Genomic DNA, 16,946 nt, shown 5'->3' with positions numbered 1-16,946 from the left:
ATCTATATAATATACACCATACATTTTAAAACAATACTACCGCTACCACGTGCAATTACAGAATCTCAAAAAACATTATTTATAATACTATCTCTCCTGAATATAATCGTGCATTACGACCACTTAAATAACAATGTGAACCACACTCTGGAACACCAAAAATATCTTTAATCCCTAAAATTATAGTCAATAAATCTTGATGCCACCCTAAAGGCTCCACACTCAATTGCCAATAATAACCATGCAAACTAACATTAACAATCTTAGCTGGTAACGGATAAAGCACATTATTTTCTTTACTTATATCCATTTCCCATGGACGAAAAAATAACTCTACTTTTCCTTGTAAATCCGGAATATACGGTAAAGACCAATGATAAGATCCAATAAATAACTCTGATCCACACACTACCCCCTGTAAACAATTAACTTCGCTTATAAACTCTAAAACAAAACGAGTAGCCGGAACACACCAAATGTCTGTAGGTGTACCTATCTGCTCAATAACTCCTCGATTCATGACTACTATCCTATTAGCAACTTCCATAGCTTCTTCTTGATCATGCGTCACAAAAACACTAGTAAATTTAAATTCATTATGCAACTTGCGAAGCCAACGACGCAATTCTTTTCTCACTTGTGTATCTAACGCACCAAATGGTTCATCTAATAACAAAATTTCTGGTTCAATTGCTAAAGAACGAGCTAAAGCTACACGTTGCTTTTGACCTCCAGAAAGTTGAGTGGGATATCTATTTGCTAAACATTCTAATTGAATCATTCTTAATAATTGTGTAACTTTTTTATTAATTATATGAACACTTGGGCGTTTATGACGTGGGAGCATTCTTATTCCAAAAGAAATATTATCTGATACTGTCATATGACGAAATAAAGCATAATTTTGAAAAACAAAACCAACATGACGATCACGAGCGCTAAGATGACTGACATCTTTACCTCTAAAACGCACACAACCACTATTATAATGTTCTAACCCAGCAATAATACGTAGTAATGTTGTTTTTCCAGAACCGGATGGTCCTAATAACGCTATTATTTCTCCAGATTCAATATGCAAAGAAACATTAGTCAATATTTTATCATGACCAAAAAATTTGGTAATTCCATCTATTTCAATACTCATTTCTTATCCTTTGATCATAATATTAATCAATACGTTTTAAACGACTTTGTAAATAATGTTTAATAAATAACATAAAAATTGATATACAAGCTAATAATGACGCCGCAACAAATGCACCTACAGTATTATAATCTTGATATAATAATTCTACATATAACGACACAGTATATGTTTCACCTCGTATTAATCCTGATACTATAGATACCGCTCCAAATTCCCCAATAGCACGAGCATTAGTAAGAATAGCACCATATAATAATGCCCAACGAATATTCGGAAAAGTAACATAACGAAACATCATCCAACCAGATGCTCCAAGAAGTATCGCTGCCTCGTCTTCCTGTTTTCCTTGATTTATCATCATAGGAACAAGCTCGTGTACAACAAAAGGACAAGTAACAAAAATAGTAACTAATACTAATCCTACCCATGTAAATATTATTTGTATATTATTCAAATCAAGCCAATTTGCTATTATATTATTATTTGAATAAAACAATAAATACAATAATCCAGCAATTACTGGAGAAACAGCAATGGGTATATTTATAAAAATATACAACAACTGTCTTCCATAAAATTGAAAACGAGTTATCAACCAAGCCATTAATATACCAAAAAATACATTAATCGGTACCGTAAATAGCGCTACAATAACTGTCAAAAAAACAGCATGTATCATATCTTGATTTGTTAGATTTATGATTACTGTTTTTAGACCTTCTGAAAAAGCAGATACAAAAATTACAATTAAAGGAACTAACAATAACATCATTGATATAAACAAAGTAAAACTAATTAGAATCCATTGATTCCACCTAATATTACAGTTATAATTACTGTTGTAATGTCTATTGACGTAATGACTCAACGTGCTTATTATCATCAAGATCCTTTAAACCTCTGGTTTATTCGTAATTGAAACATACTAGTAAAACACAACAACAATAAAGAAATAATTAAAATTACAGAAGCAATAGCGCTGGCTGCCGGGTAATCAAATTCCTGTAAACGAATAAAAATAATTAAAGAAATAACTTCATTCTTCCAAGCAACATTTCCAGCTATAAAGATAACTGCACCAAATTCACCTAAACTTCGGATGAAAGACAACGCTACACCATACAACCAAGCTGGTGCCAATTCCGGAAAAATTACATTACAAAAAATTTGCCAATGATCAGCTCCAAGAGTTTCTGCTGCTTCTTCATAATCTATAGTAAATTCTTCTAAAACGGGTTGTACAGTCCGTACTACAAATGGAATACTTGTAAAAATCATAGCAATGGATATTCCTATCCACGTATACGATACTGTGATGCCAACTCGGTATAACCACATTCCGTACCAACCTGATGTTGAAAACAATGTTGCCAAAGTTAGTCCTGCCACCGCGGTAGGTAAAGCAAAAGGTAAATCTATTAATGCATCTAATAATTTCTGACCAGGAAATTGATATCTAGTTATTACCCATGATACTAACATTCCAAATATAGCATTAAATAATGTCGCTGACCCAGCAGATAATAAAGTGATTTTATAAGAAACTAATAATTCTGGATCTGTAATTATATCCCAATATTGAGAAAAACTCATCTGAGATAATTGCATAATCAACGCGCTCAAAGGTAATAATAGAATCAAACAAACAAATAATAAACTTCCGCCCAGTGCCATTCCAAATCCAGGTAACGTACGTTTAGCTGAAAAAAATAACATCAACGATGTCCTATTGATAACAATTGATCTAATTCACCACCACGCGTAAAATGTGTATTCATGATAGTCTTCCAATTACCAAGTTGATCTTCTATCCTAAATAATTGACTCCCAGATGATCCATTCTGATATACCTGATCAATGTCGTTTGGATTAACACGATACCCAAGCTTGGTAATAATCTTTTGTGCTGCAGGAACGTATAGGTAATCTAAATAAGCCTGTGCTACATCTTTGGTTTTATTTCTAATGACATTTTTATCTATCCAAGTTACTGGAAATTCTACCAAAATATTGGGTGTGGGTATAACAATTTCATAACTATCAAATCCATATTGATCTTGGACTAATTTTGCTTCAGATTCAAAACTAATTAGTACATCTCCTTGATTACGATCAACAAAAGTAGAAGTAGCAGCACGTCCTCCAGTATCAAAGACCACTACATTCTTTAAAAATTTTTGCATCCAAATGCGAGTTTGTTCTATATTTCCGTCGCTATTTTTTAAAAAAAAATTCCAAGCAGCTAAATAAGTATAACGTCCATTACCAGAAGTTTTAGGATTAGGAAATATTATTTGCAGACCTTCGTTAGTTAAATCATGCCAATTATGAATTCCCTTTGGGTTGCCTCGCCTCACTAAGAAAGCCATAGTAGAAAAAAATGGAGAACTATGATTTGGAAATCGATCTTGCCAATTTTTAGGAATTAAGTGTCCGCGATCACACAAAATTTGAATATCTATCACTTGATTATATGTAACCACATCCGCTCGTAATCCTTGTAATATTGCCATAGCTTGTCTAGTAGATCCTGCATGAGATTGACGAATAATTAACGTATCCTCAGGATGAAGATCTTTCCAATATTTAATAAAATCAGAATTAATCTTTAAAAACAATTCTCTAGACACGTCATAAGAACTATTTAATAAAACAGTTCCATGTACCGGAACATAAAAAACACAACATAACAATACTATTAACTTCATTATGTTTAAAATAGTATGTATACTAATCATTATTATATCCGAATACAAACATATACCCGATCAAATAGAGATATTCCTTCAGTTAATAGAATATTATTCTATAATACATAATACATACAATTACGATATCAACTTTGATAAAATTTATGTTTACACAAGTTTTGTAATCAATTAATAATATTATGATGATATCTGTTATTGTATAGATGAATTTTCATATATTGGCTAATTATTAATCGAATAAAATTTTCCATTAATCATATTACATGAAGATTATATATAGTTCTCTCCGTAAAAATAATACCATATTCAATATTATAATTTATAATAAAATATAGTAATATTATTTTTTGTAAAAAACATATAAAAATATTTTATAAAATAAAAGACAATTCACAAATGATTCCTATACAATATGTGGATATCTGCATTAAGATGATTTAAAATCCAAAAAATCATTATCAATATAATTATATCAATAATTAAAACATTTAAAATTAAAATAATTCTGTTGCAATAAATGATTTATATAACAAATGATCATCTGTATGTATAAAAATTTTGATTACTTTTTATACAGTTTAAGACAATTCTTATTATAATTAATATTACAATAACATTTGTTATATACTATAATTATAACCTAAACAAAGTAGACTGTTACGAAATAAAATACAAAAAAAATAATTATTTTAAACACATTAAAAACATTATGTTCAACTATGCATTGGATATATGCTACATATCCATATAAATTTTATTGTGGAAAAATAAGTAATATACTAAATAACTGGTACAATCTTAAATTCCATTAAATGTTACATAATACCCATATTTTAAATCATTTTTCTATTATGTGTTATATATAACATATTAAAAAAGAAAACAGATATGTAATTTTGATACGATCTAAAAAATTAATACTGCAATAACTGCATGTCGAGAGCGTCACTTCAACCATAATAATATTTATAGTTATGTAATAAAAGTTACAATTAATATTAAATGATAACAATAACAATTTTCAATATTTTAATAATACTGCATTACATACAAATGTATATACATGAATTAATAAATGATTTCTAGATACATAATAATCATACAGTACATATTGCGACATGTGACACAACTTATATGTGATACGAATATATTTATTACTGAAAACACATTTGAATTAGAGATGAAACAGCGATAAATAATATTTTAAACTGAAAAAATATATTTCACTTTATATATTTAAAATAATTATAATATTTCAATATTACTCAATTATAAATTGAAATACGGAGTCAGCAATGTATCAATCAAATAGTTTAAAAAAATTCCGTAATTACAGAAAATATTAAAAATATTGATACTATTCGGTATAGCCATCATCTATATAATTTATGTTTAATCTCTCTATTTATGAATCTTATTTTTAACTGTTATACATCAATATGTACTACTATTAAAAATATAGGATTTACAATTCTCTTAACATGCAAAAAAATAAATAAAAATCATTGTTACCACAATAAATATTACGTCAACAATATTACTACAAACACCAATTTTAATACAACTAACTTAATCATGATAGCTATAGCTATAAATGAACGTGATCACTTAACGAAATACTACTACACAATTAATCAAGCAAATCAATCATATGCAACCTATCAAATGCTGTATATTTGATTTTTTAAAAAAAGTATGTAATAAATCTATTTCTATATATCAATCAACTTTTTTAAAAAATAATAAAATAATTATGGAAAAATTAAACTAAACATATTCAATAATTCTCTATAAGAGACAATATTTAATGGCCCTTTTGATTAAAATATTCAACATTAGGAAAACGTTTTATGTTATCAGAAAAAATACTAGCTAATGCCATACGTATATTAAGTATAGATGCTATACAAAAAGCTAATTCTGGACATCCTGGGTGTCCCATGGGTATGGCCGATATCGCTGAAGTCTTATGGAGAGACTACTTAAACCATAACCCAAATAATCCTAATTGGATTAACAGAGATCGATTTGTTTTATCTAATGGACATGGATCAATGCTGTTATACAGCATACTACATTTAACCGGATATAAAATATCCATAGAAGATTTAAAAAATTTTAGACAATTAAATTCTAAAACACCCGGCCATCCAGAATATGAGAATACCGATGGGGTTGAGGTTACAACAGGTCCACTAGGACAAGGTCTTGCTAACGCTGTAGGGTTTGCAATTGCTGAACGGACACTAGCAGCTCAATTTAATCGCGCACAGTTTAATATCATCAATCATTATACCTATGTATTTGTAGGAGATGGGTGCATGATGGAAGGTATTTCTCATGAAGTTTGCGCGCTAGCTGGAACTATGAAATTAAATAAATTAATTATATTTTATGATAATAACGGCATTTCTATAGACGGAAATGTACAAGAATGGTTCACAGATAATACTGCCGTGCGTTTTGAAGCTTATGGATGGCATGTAATACGCAATATCAACGGCCATAATAGGGATTCTGTTAAAACTGCAATTAATCAGGCTCAATCCACATTAGATAGACCGTCATTGTTAATATGTAATACTATTATTGCATTTGGATCTCCAAATAAAAGCGGAACACATAGCGCTCACGGCGCACCATTAGGAGTAAAAGAAGTTGTTGCTACTCGAAAAGCACTGAATTGGAATGAACCCCCATTCGTCATTCCAAAAGAAATATATAAATTATGGAATGCTACGATACTAGGGCAAAAAAAGGAAAATAACTGGCAACAACTGTTTTATAAATACCAGGTTACTTATCCTAATTTAGCAAAAGAATTAATAAGACGAATACAACGAAAATTACCTGATGATTGGTATAAAGACACACAACAATTTATTGAAAATTTACAGGTACACTCCAAAAATATCGCTACACGTCAAGCTTCTCAAATTATCATTGAATCTTTTTCGAGAAAATTACCAGAACTTTTTGGTGGATCTGCAGACTTAACTCCCAGCAATTTGACCGCTTGCTCTCAATCTTGTTCTATTATGCAAAATCCTTCCGGAAATTATATTCATTACGGTGTACGTGAATTTGGAATGACTGCTATTGCTAACGGAATCGCTAATTATGGAACTTTTTTACCTTATACTGCTACATTTTTAACATTTTCTGAATACGCACGCAACGCAGTTCGAATGGCAGCATTAATGAATAGTCATCATATTATAATTTATACTCATGATTCTATTGGATTAGGAGAAGATGGGCCAACTCATCAGCCCGTAGAACAATTATCAAGTTTACGTATGACGCCCAATTTGACAGTATGGCGTCCCTGTGATCAAGTAGAAACAGCAGTTGCCTGGAAATTAGCAATTGAAAATCGTGGACCAACCGTATTGATTTTATCTAGACAAAATCTCACACAACAAGAACGCACATCAATACAAATTAGCAACATTGCTCGCGGAGGATATATTCTGAAAGATTGTCAAAATATTCCTGAATTAATTATAATCGCTACTGGATCAGAAATAACATTAGCAGTAGAGTCATATTACCGATTAACCGATGAAGGTTACAAAATACGAGTTATTTCATTGCCTTCTACTGATATATTTGATCAGCAGGATCAATCATATCGTGAATACGTATTACCAAATTCAGTAATTAATAGAATAGCTATCGAAGCTAGCAGCGCTGACTATTGGCATAAGTACGTTGGATTACATGGTGAAATCATTGGCATGAATACATTTGGAAAATCAGCGCCATCCAATCAATTATTTAAATTTTTTGACTTTACCGTAGACTATGTGATCAATAAATCATATAAATTACTCAAAACATCATAAATCAACAGGTTACCAACAATATTTAATTTTCCATAAAAAATATCTATTTCAATATGTTTGTATAAATTTATACATATGAATTTTATACTAATAAAATTATGGGGTTTAAACGTGTGTGAGTGATTAACTTCACAATAACTTTGTCACAAAACTATTATTGCGGAAAAACAAAAAATGAATGATTCAACACTAATAAAATTAGCTCAAAAATTAATTCAACAACCTTCAGTACACCCAGATCATCATGGTTGCCATAAAATAATTGTAGATTATTTATCAAAATTCAATTTTGATATAGAATTAATGCGTTTTGATAACACTCTTAATCTTTGGGCATTTCATGGTCTCAAAAAACAACAAAACCGTACATTACTGTTTATTGGGCATACTGATGTGGTTGAACCTGGCGATTTGCAACTTTGGGATTACCCCCCGTTCTCAGGATTAGTACATAATAACATATTGCATGGACGAGGTGCGATTGATATGAAAGGTGCATTAGCAGCTATGTTAGTAGCTGCTACTAATTTTATCAATCAACATCCCAATCATCAAGGACGGATCGCATTTCTCATTACTTCTGATGAAGAAGGAAGCGGCATCAACGGAACTACAAAAGTCGTAGAATCTCTAATCAAACGTAACGAACATATAGACTATTGCATAGTAGGAGAACCATCCAGTCAACATCAACTGGGAGATATTATAAAAAATGGTAGACGGGGTTCACTTCTTGGACAACTAACAATACATGGATCACAAGGCCATGTAGCGTATCCTCAATTTTTAAAAAATCCAATACATTTAATCGTTCCAGCTCTGTCAGATTTACTACACACTACATGGGATCAAGAAAAAAGTATACTATTTCCTCCTACTGTTATACAAATGACTAATATTTGTTCTAATAGTAACAACAACAATGTTACACCCCATACGGTTATATTAAATTTTAATATACGCTTTAATGATAAATGTTCTATTGACGACATTAAACGACACACAAGTAAAATATTCGCGCGTTACACAGTAACTTGTAATATCGATTGGAAACTTTCTGCGGAACCTTATTTTAGTAATCCTAGAAAATTATATAATGTTGTAGTGAATGCAATTAAATGTCATCAAAAATTTAAACCTCGATTAGAAACCACAGGAGGTACTTCTGATGGGCGGTTTATAGCTAAAATGGGGGCAGAAATCATAGAATTAGGTGCTCTCAATCATACAATCCACAAAGTTAACGAATACATTGACTTGATTGATTTAAAATTGCTTAGCGCTATATATCAAAAGATAATAGCAGATTTAATGATAAATACAATAATTATTGTTACATTTTATAACATATTATGACAACAACTCTGAAACTAAGAACGTGATTGTTGAACTTCATATATAAACTATTTCAATACTAAATTAATAAATATATAGTTTTACTATATTCTGCATATGTTTAAAAACAAACTCAACAAAAATACTGCGATTATATTTAATATTTTATACTAAAATTAATCCTCAACATTAATTAAACAAGATTCATTTAACACATCTGTAGATAAAATTAACGGAGGACATATGTTTAATTGTTTACCTACTTCTTGATCACCGATATTGATATTAGGAACAACATAATCATCATATGATATAGGCAATGCAACATCTAAATCTTTCGGTATATTTAATTCCACCAAAGATGTAGTATCTAAATATGATAAATCACCATTAAGTTTACAACGAGATTCCTTATACGTTCCAAAAGAACAAGCCGACAATAATATCACAGACAGAATCTCTAAAAAAATTAACATTATAGCCCTTATAAATACTCATTCATAAATAAGTATGATGATTTATTAAAATAATCCTGAATCTATTAAAACTTTCTTTAATACATCACGATGTACTGCAGATAAAGCAGTCATGGGCAACCGTGCAGCATCGTGCGATATTAATCCTAACTCTTTGCAAGCCCATTTCACTGGAATTGGATTAGAATCAATAAATAAAGCTTGGTGTACAGGTATCAAACGTTGATTAATATATTGTGCATTTAAAAAATCGTTTTCATTAGCTAACTTACATAACTCAGCCATTTCTTTCGCAGCAATATTTGCTGTAACGGAAATCACTCCACCCCCCCCAAGTTGCATAAAATCTAATGCGCTTAAATCATCTCCGCTCAATAAAATAAAATTTTCATGAACCAACTGTTTCAATTGATTTACTCGATTTAAGTTTCCTGTCGCCTCTTTAATACCCACTATATTTTTTATGTTTGATAAACGGGCAACAGTAACCGGTAGCATATCACAACCAGTACGTACTGGAACATTATATAATATTTGAGGCAGTTCTGTACTTTCTGAGATAGCTTTAAAATGCTGAAATAATCCTTCTTGATTAGGACAATTATAATAAGGAGTAACACTTAAACAAGCTGCTATATCACTATCATTAAATTTGTTAGTTAATGCAACAGCCTCGGCAGTCGAATTAGCACCAGTACCCGCTATAATGGGTATTCTACCATCACTAAACTCTAAGGTGCGCATAACTACATCAACGTGCTCTTCATGTGTTAGTCCAGACATTTCTCCAGTTGTACCAACGGAGACAATAGCTGACGTACCACTAACTACATGATGATCAACAAGTTTTTTTAAACTCATTCGATCTACAGCACCATTGAGATCCATTGGGGTAATTAACGCCACTATACTTCCCGTAAACATGAACTATTATCTCCAATAAACAAAATCTACAAAATATCGTTATTTAGTAAATAAAATCTAAATAAAATAACAATAAATATCAAATAAAATACTAGGCTATCCTATACATATAGTAATAAACATTATAATTAATTTTTTAATTATATATATAATATTATTAATAAACATGCTTATCTTTTACTACAGTTTAATATTTTATATTAAATAGAAATTATTTTCATTAAATTTTTACTTAATAAGTAAATTATTATTCGTTAAGAACATCTAAAATATAGTAATTTAAAAAATTTTTTAAAAATAGTTTTTTATTCTTTTTTATATGAAACTCCAAATTTTTCATGTTCGTGTATAACGTAAACTTTTTATTAAATAAATTTATTTGTATTCTATACATACGTTTAAAATAATATTAAAATCTGACAACAATAAACTATTTTATATGAAATATAACTATTTAAATTATTAATGGAGTGTTATATTATGATACCACTACAAATTGGGGATACAGCACCTCAATTTAATTTACCTGATCAAAATGGTGTTTTGATCAGTCTGAATTCTTTTATAGGAATAAAAAAAATTCTTGTTTATTTCTTTCCTAAAGCTATGACACCAGGATGCACTATACAGGCATGTAAATTGAGAGATAACATGCATGCATTTAGAAAATTGAACATAGAAATAATTGGAATTAGTAACGACACATCAGAAAAACTTGCAAAATTCTCTGAAAAAGAAATGTTAAACTTTACTTTACTTACTGATGAAAACAACCAAATTGCCAAGAAATTTGGAGTATGGGGTGAAAAAAAATTTATGGGTAAACCATATAATGGTATACATCGTGTGAGTTTCATAATAAACCAAACCGGAATGATCGAACAAGTATTTCAACATTTTAAACCAGTTGATCATGATCAGATCGTATTACGTTATCTAATTGATAACAATTAATCGCGTAAATAAAATGCTACCAAAAAATAAACATGGATGCATGTTTTTATATTATCGATATTAAATTTTCTACAACAATTATAGCTATAATATTTATGCAGTTCAATATATTTTTAATTGTTTAAAAATATATTGAACTGCAATCAATTATATATCATTTAGTTCCAAATGTTTTATCGCCAGCGTCTCCAAATCCTGGTATAATATAACCATATTTATTAATTTTTTGATCTATAGAAGCTAAATATAATTCAATATCTGGATGTTTTTCTTCTAAAGCTTTAATTCCTTCTGGAGCTGCTACTATCGATAACACCTTTATATTACTGCATCCAAATTTCTTTAATAAATCAATAGTAGCAATTATTGATCCACCAGTAGCTAACATAGGGTCTAACACCATAGCCATACGTTCATTAATATTGGAAACTAATTTATGAAAATATGGAATTGGTTGAAGAGTGATTTCATTACGATAAATTCCTATTATACTAATACGTGCGCTTGGAAGATGCTCTAATACACCATTCATCATACCTAATCCAGCTCTCAATATTGGTACTACCGTTATTTTTTTTCCCTTAATACGTGCAATCTTTACTAATCCACACCACCCTTTAATAGTTATTATTTCCATTTCTAAATCATCAGTAGCTACATAAGTTAATAAACTTCCTAATTCTGAAGATAATTCTCTAAAACGTTTAGTACTAATGTCACAAATACGCATTAGCCCTAATTTATGACGTACCAATGGATGTTTAACTTCAACTATTTTCATATAAATTTTGTTCTCCATGAAAGTAAATACTCCAATCTGAAGAATTATACTCTCAATATCAATTTAAATAATATCCCATATTTTAAACACACAAATATGGGATATTATTTAAATTGATATTTGAAGAATTTTATTGATAAAATAAAAACTCACATATATAATATTCTAAATCATTTACTCTCCCATACACAATGCAAATTAAATTTAAACAACAAAATTATATAATATAATCTATACATGTTAATAACTTAATTTAATTAAATATCATTTATAAGTACAAACTATTACCAAAATAGTATTCCTGTATCTTATGTTTAGAAGAAATATGTGTTATGATGCAGTGTATTTATTATGATAATGATATATTTAGATTTAAACAAAATATATAAAAATGTGAATTGCATTCTTATACGATATCTATATCAAAAAATATTTTTTTATTATCGTTTCATAGAGTTACTAAAAATAAATCATGACTTCTTATATATATTTACGTTCATATAAATATATTCATATCCAATGAATACGATAAAGAACAAACAAAAATCGTTAATTAACATTAATTTAAAAACCATAACAATTAACCTATCCAAAATGGATAAATAATTTTTTATTAATTTTAAAATAATATTTTAATACATTATACATTTCTTACAGAGAAATGTGTTTTGTAACAATTACATATTTAGTAAAAATAATACTAGTATTGAATAAAAACATATATTTCATAGAATACTTGTAGTACTCTAACAAGAGTCTTTAATATTCACGATTATTATATATAAATTTTTCATTGTTTTATGAAAATAAAAAAGAAAAAAATACGCATTGCCAAATGGATACTGTTAATCAGTTTTACGATATTATTTGCTAGATTAATCTACGCTTCTATAAACGCGTGGCATTACCACAAAGACTGCCGTAATAAAGACACCGTCGCTCCTACCTCTACTAACTATTACATATTTTAATACACACATAACAATTATACGTAATAATCATAGTATTTATAATAATTTTCATACATACGAAACTCATCGTTCATAAATTAATTTTATTTAATTATTGCATGACTAAACACTTTTCTATCAGCTGTACACAACATGTGCTAAACAAAGCATAAAATATATGCAAATACAATATAAAACATAAACATCAAAAACATATTTTTATATGTTCATATAATTGTTTTTTTAAATTCATATTATTATTACACATAATAAGAACATGATTATGAAAATTTTAATAACTATGTCGTCTATTGTAAAGACAAGCGTTGTGTTACGATAAAATCAATAACAGATTGTACACCATAACCTGTTTTTAAATTAGTAAAAGACCAGGGTAAACCTTTACGCATAAGATGCGTATCACAATTCATAATTTCCAACGATGCTCCCACATATTCAGCTAAATCAATTTTATTAATTATTAAAAAATCAGAACGTGTAATACCTGGCCCTCCTTTTCGGGGTATTTTATCACCTGCAGCTACATCAATAACATATAAATTTAAATCTGACAATTCTGGACTAAAAGTAGCACTTAGATTATCTCCACCACTTTCAATAAAGATAATATCTAAATTATCAAATTTCAATATCAATTTTTCTATAGCTAATAAATTCATAGAAGCGTCTTCACGAATAGCAGTATGTGGGCACCCTCCAGTTTCTACTCCAACAATACGATCAGAAGGCAAAGCATTTGCATCTATCAAAATACGCTGATCTTCTTTAGTGTAAATATCGTTGGTCACCACCCCTAATTGATAACTATCTTTCATTCTTTTACATAACACTTCAAGTAACGCAGTTTTTCCTGATCCTACTGGACCACCTACACCTATACGCAATGGTTGCTTCTTATATTGATTTAATAACAAAATATACTCTCCTCAATTTTAAATTGATTATTGCATAATATTATTTATTTATAAACACATATATTTTGTTAAAATCAAAACATTTTAGGAACGAAATAATCGTGAGTATTGTGTCTCATGACAAGAGGATGCTATAGATTGCAGCGGGAAGCTATCGCCTAATTCATGATCTCTTATATTATTAGCTTTCTTCCAGGCATTCGGAAGACGCTCTATCAAAGATCTTAATAATCTCTGAGCAGTTGTTTGCCCAAAAGGCACTAATTTTAGTCCTGTCATTGTAGAAGATTCCAGTACATTATAAGCATACCCTAATGCTAGATTTTCTAAAGGAATACCCCACGTACACCCTAACCATGCAATGGATGCTAAACCACTATGTTCTAAAGCTGATAACCAAACCTTATTATCAGTAAGTGGATACCATTGCAATATTAATTTTGAAAGTGCTTTGCCGCGTTGTTGTTCTTCTAATCTAAGCTCATGAGTATCTCGAAATGATAATATTTTTAATGAACATTGAAAAAAACTCATTCCATCTTTAATTTGGGTATAATAATAACAACGTTTAAGCATAGGCCATTCTAAATAGATTAATGGCCCAACAACCCATTGTTCTTGCCAATCAAAAAAAGTTTCTACTGAATTAACCCAATTACATTCTACCGCCCATTCTAACCCTCGTGAATAAGAAAATCCTCCTAGAGGAAAATTAGAACTAACCAATTGCATCAAAGACAATAATGGATTAATATCATGACCAGAAGACATGTATAATAATTCAACAATATTTATTTCGTTATATATAATAAATTTGGTTACTATATTTCTTGACGGATTATACATCAGTAATATGCTGTATAATACATCATATTAATAATATGATGCATCCATAAATATGATTTTTCTTTCTCCTGCCTCCCCTATAACGTCACTTCAACAACATCCATTCGTGGGGATCTATAGCTATTTCCTAACGACGCTACATAATATAGTTAAATTACCACGCATCATAACCCATGCATACAATTTACATGATCATCAAATATTACAAAAAAACAAACCTAATAATTTTGTTACTAGCTCCGCTCCAACCAAATATAATCGTCAAACATCTCATTGCCAGACAAAATCTGTATTATTATATAGATCACATATACGCTATTATTCCATAATATTAAAACAAAAAATAACGTTGTGACATTGGTAATACAGATGCAGGTTCACAAGTTAATAACTCTCCATTAGCATGCACTTGATAAGTCTGAGAATCTACTTCAATAACTGGTTGCCAAGAATTATTAATCATATGTTTTTTTTGAATATCTCTACAATTACGAGCTTCTCCAATCAAACTAACCAACCCTAAATAATCTGCTAATTTTGAAGTATAAGCAATGTGAGATACAAAAGTCATCCGTGTAGCTTGTTTTGATTTACCACGTGCTCCAAACATTAATCGATAATGTACTGGCTGAGAAATAGGTATAGAAGCATTAGGATCTCCCATAGCAGAATAAACAATCATACCACCTTTAATTATCAAATCTGGTTTAACTCCAAAAAAAACAGGAGACCATAGTACTAAATCTGCTAACTTTCCTATTTCAATCGAACCAACTTCATGAGAAATTCCATGAGTAATTGCTGGGTTAATTGTATATTTAGCAATATACCGTTTTATGCGAATGTTATCATCATATTTAGTAGCATCACCTAGTAATGAACCTCTCTGCAGCTTCATCTTATGCGCTGTCTGCCAAGTACGTAAAATAACTTCTCCGACTCGCCCCATAGCTTGAGAATCAGAAGAAATCATAGACAAAGCTCCAAGATCATGCAATATATCTTCAGCTGCAATTGTCTCCCTTCGAATTCTAGACTCTGAAAATGCCATATCTTCAGGAAGATTAGGGTTAAGATTGTGACAAACCATCATCATATCTAAATGCTCATCTATTGTGTTAACAGTATAAGGCATAGTAGGATTGGTAGATGATGGTAACACATTATCAAATCCACACATGCGTATAATATCTGGAGAATGTCCGCCACCTGCGCCCTCAGTATGATAAGCATGCACAGTCCTACCCTTGATTGCAGATAAGGTATCTTCAACAAATCCTGATTCATTTAAAGTATCAGTATGAATAGATACCTGGATATCGAAACGATCAGCCACACCTAAACAACAATCGATAGCAGCAGGAGTTGCACCCCAATCTTCATGCACCTTTAAACCAATCGCCCCTGCAGTTATTTGTTCTTCTAAAGCGTCAGGTAAAGAAGCGCTACCTTTACCGGTAAACCCAATATTAATAGGTAAGGTATCAGCCATTCGTAACATATGAGATATAAACCAAGGACCTGGAGTACAAGTAGTCGCATTACTTCCTGTTGATGGTCCAGTTCCACCTCCAATAAATGTAGTAATTCCAGAACATAGCGCTTCTTCTACTTGTTGAGGACAAATAAAATGAATATGAGCATCAATTCCTCCAGCTGTAACAATCTTTCCTTCCGCTGATATTACCTCCGTTCCAGGTCCAATAAATATCGTAACACCTGGCTGTATATCCGGATTCCCTGATTTTCCAATACCTGATATACGTCCATTATTAATACCAATATCTGCTTTTATTATTCCCCAATAATCAACAATTACTGCATTGGTTAATACTAAATCAACACAATCCTTACTACTCATCTGTCCTTGACCCATACCATCTCGTATAACTTTTCCTCCTCCAAACTTCATTTCTTCCCCGTATACAGTAAAATCTTTTTCTATTCGTATCCACAATTCAGTATCTGCTAATCGTATAGAATCACCGACAGTTGGTCCAAATAGAGAGGCATAATCGTATCTAGATACTAGCATA

Annotated in this window: 13 protein-coding genes; 3 read left to right on the top strand and 10 right to left on the bottom strand. The window is 30.2% G+C overall.

The annotated features are described in order from the left end of the window. Window positions 1–79 precede the first annotated feature (79 nt). Genes cysA through cysP form a run of 4 tightly spaced genes read right to left on the bottom strand, consistent with a single transcriptional unit; the run spans window position 80 to window position 3,858 of the window. Window positions 80–1,147: a sulfate/thiosulfate ABC transporter ATP-binding protein CysA gene (gene cysA / locus M9409_RS00160; protein ID WP_250226952.1), complete on the bottom strand. Its 1,068-nt coding sequence runs from the start codon at window positions 1,145–1,147 to the stop codon at window positions 80–82. Between the two features lie 22 nt (window positions 1,148–1,169). Then, on the bottom strand, window positions 1,170–2,033 hold the full coding sequence (locus M9409_RS00155; RefSeq protein ID WP_420022203.1) for a sulfate ABC transporter permease: 864 nt from the start codon (window positions 2,031–2,033) through the stop codon (window positions 1,170–1,172). After that, on the bottom strand, window positions 2,033–2,866 hold the full coding sequence (gene cysT / locus M9409_RS00150) for a sulfate/thiosulfate ABC transporter permease CysT (protein ID WP_250226951.1): 834 nt from the start codon (window positions 2,864–2,866) through the stop codon (window positions 2,033–2,035). The genes M9409_RS00155 and cysT overlap by 1 nt, the downstream gene beginning before the upstream one ends. Continuing rightward, entirely contained in the window at window positions 2,866–3,858 is a 993-nt protein-coding gene (gene cysP, locus M9409_RS00145; RefSeq protein WP_250226950.1) for a thiosulfate ABC transporter substrate-binding protein CysP, read from the bottom strand. The genes cysT and cysP overlap by 1 nt, the downstream gene beginning before the upstream one ends. A 1,853-nt stretch (window positions 3,859–5,711) precedes the next feature. Here cysP and tkt point away from each other — a divergent pair. Beyond that, on the top strand, window positions 5,712–7,709 hold the full coding sequence (gene tkt / locus M9409_RS00140) for a transketolase (RefSeq protein ID WP_250226949.1): 1,998 nt from the start codon (window positions 5,712–5,714) through the stop codon (window positions 7,707–7,709). Window positions 7,710–7,883: 174 nt separating this feature from the next. Next, window positions 7,884–9,065 carry a succinyl-diaminopimelate desuccinylase gene (gene dapE, locus M9409_RS00135; RefSeq protein WP_250226948.1) on the top strand — a complete coding sequence of 394 codons (1,182 nt, stop codon included), beginning with the start codon at window positions 7,884–7,886 and terminating at the stop codon, window positions 9,063–9,065. Between the two features lie 155 nt (window positions 9,066–9,220). Here dapE and M9409_RS00130 read toward each other — a convergent pair whose 3' ends face one another. Beyond that, window positions 9,221–9,520, bottom strand: a complete 300-nt coding sequence (locus M9409_RS00130) for an outer membrane protein assembly factor BamC (protein ID WP_250226947.1) — start codon at window positions 9,518–9,520, stop codon at window positions 9,221–9,223. Window positions 9,521–9,565: 45 nt separating this feature from the next. Further along, window positions 9,566–10,444, bottom strand: coding sequence for a 4-hydroxy-tetrahydrodipicolinate synthase (dapA, locus tag M9409_RS00125; protein WP_250226946.1), 879 nt, complete (start codon window positions 10,442–10,444; stop codon window positions 9,566–9,568). Window positions 10,445–10,924: 480 nt separating this feature from the next. On the opposite strand from dapA, the gene bcp reads away from it, so the two are divergent. Further along, entirely contained in the window at window positions 10,925–11,398 is a 474-nt protein-coding gene (bcp, locus tag M9409_RS00120) for a thioredoxin-dependent thiol peroxidase (protein WP_250226945.1), read from the top strand. Window positions 11,399–11,552: 154 nt separating this feature from the next. On the opposite strand, the gene upp is transcribed toward bcp, so the two are convergent. From upp to ureC, 4 genes are all read right to left on the bottom strand, one after another. Then, window positions 11,553–12,179, bottom strand: coding sequence for a uracil phosphoribosyltransferase (gene upp / locus M9409_RS00115; protein ID WP_250226944.1), 627 nt, complete (start codon window positions 12,177–12,179; stop codon window positions 11,553–11,555). A gap of 1,258 nt (window positions 12,180–13,437) precedes the next feature. Beyond that, the gene (gene ureG / locus M9409_RS00110) at window positions 13,438–14,064 is read right to left on the bottom strand and encodes an urease accessory protein UreG (RefSeq protein ID WP_250226943.1); all 627 of its coding nucleotides are present in this window, start codon (window positions 14,062–14,064) and stop codon (window positions 13,438–13,440) included. Window positions 14,065–14,148: 84 nt separating this feature from the next. Beyond that, complete coding sequence (locus M9409_RS00105; RefSeq protein ID WP_250226942.1) at window positions 14,149–14,910, bottom strand: urease accessory protein UreF; 762 nt, start codon at window positions 14,908–14,910, stop codon at window positions 14,149–14,151. A gap of 331 nt (window positions 14,911–15,241) precedes the next feature. Then, the gene (ureC, locus tag M9409_RS00100) at window positions 15,242–16,945 is read right to left on the bottom strand and encodes an urease subunit alpha (protein WP_420022261.1); all 1,704 of its coding nucleotides are present in this window, start codon (window positions 16,943–16,945) and stop codon (window positions 15,242–15,244) included. Window position 16,946 lies beyond the last annotated feature (1 nt).

The sequence above is a fragment of the Blochmannia endosymbiont of Camponotus sp. C-046 genome (assembly GCF_023585865.1).
Taxonomy (GTDB): Bacteria; Pseudomonadota; Gammaproteobacteria; order Enterobacterales; family Enterobacteriaceae; genus Blochmanniella.
The sequence above is the reverse complement of the archived record's forward strand: the minus strand, read 5'-3'. Positions and strand labels throughout refer to the sequence as shown.

Excerpts from the sequence above, each read along its gene's own strand:
- upp (WP_250226944.1), bottom strand. The coding sequence starts at position 12,179 with ATGAAAATAGTTGAAGTTAAACATCCATTGGTACGTCATAAATTAGGG.
- M9409_RS00130 (WP_250226947.1), bottom strand. The coding sequence starts at position 9,520 with ATGTTAATTTTTTTAGAGATTCTGTCTGTGATATTATTGTCGGCTTGT.
- tkt (WP_250226949.1), top strand. The coding sequence starts at position 5,712 with ATGTTATCAGAAAAAATACTAGCTAATGCCATACGTATATTAAGTATA.
- dapE (WP_250226948.1), top strand. The coding sequence starts at position 7,884 with ATGAATGATTCAACACTAATAAAATTAGCTCAAAAATTAATTCAACAA.
- cysT (WP_250226951.1), bottom strand. The coding sequence starts at position 2,866 with ATGTTATTTTTTTCAGCTAAACGTACGTTACCTGGATTTGGAATGGCA.
- M9409_RS00155 (WP_420022203.1), bottom strand. The coding sequence starts at position 2,033 with ATGATAATAAGCACGTTGAGTCATTACGTCAATAGACATTACAACAGT.
- M9409_RS00105 (WP_250226942.1), bottom strand. The coding sequence starts at position 14,910 with ATGTATAATCCGTCAAGAAATATAGTAACCAAATTTATTATATATAAC.
- cysA (WP_250226952.1), bottom strand. The coding sequence starts at position 1,147 with ATGAGTATTGAAATAGATGGAATTACCAAATTTTTTGGTCATGATAAA.
- bcp (WP_250226945.1), top strand. The coding sequence starts at position 10,925 with ATGATACCACTACAAATTGGGGATACAGCACCTCAATTTAATTTACCT.
- dapA (WP_250226946.1), bottom strand. The coding sequence starts at position 10,444 with ATGTTTACGGGAAGTATAGTGGCGTTAATTACCCCAATGGATCTCAAT.
- ureC (WP_420022261.1), bottom strand. The coding sequence starts at position 16,945 with ATGCTAGTATCTAGATACGATTATGCCTCTCTATTTGGACCAACTGTC.
- cysP (WP_250226950.1), bottom strand. The coding sequence starts at position 3,858 with ATGAAGTTAATAGTATTGTTATGTTGTGTTTTTTATGTTCCGGTACAT.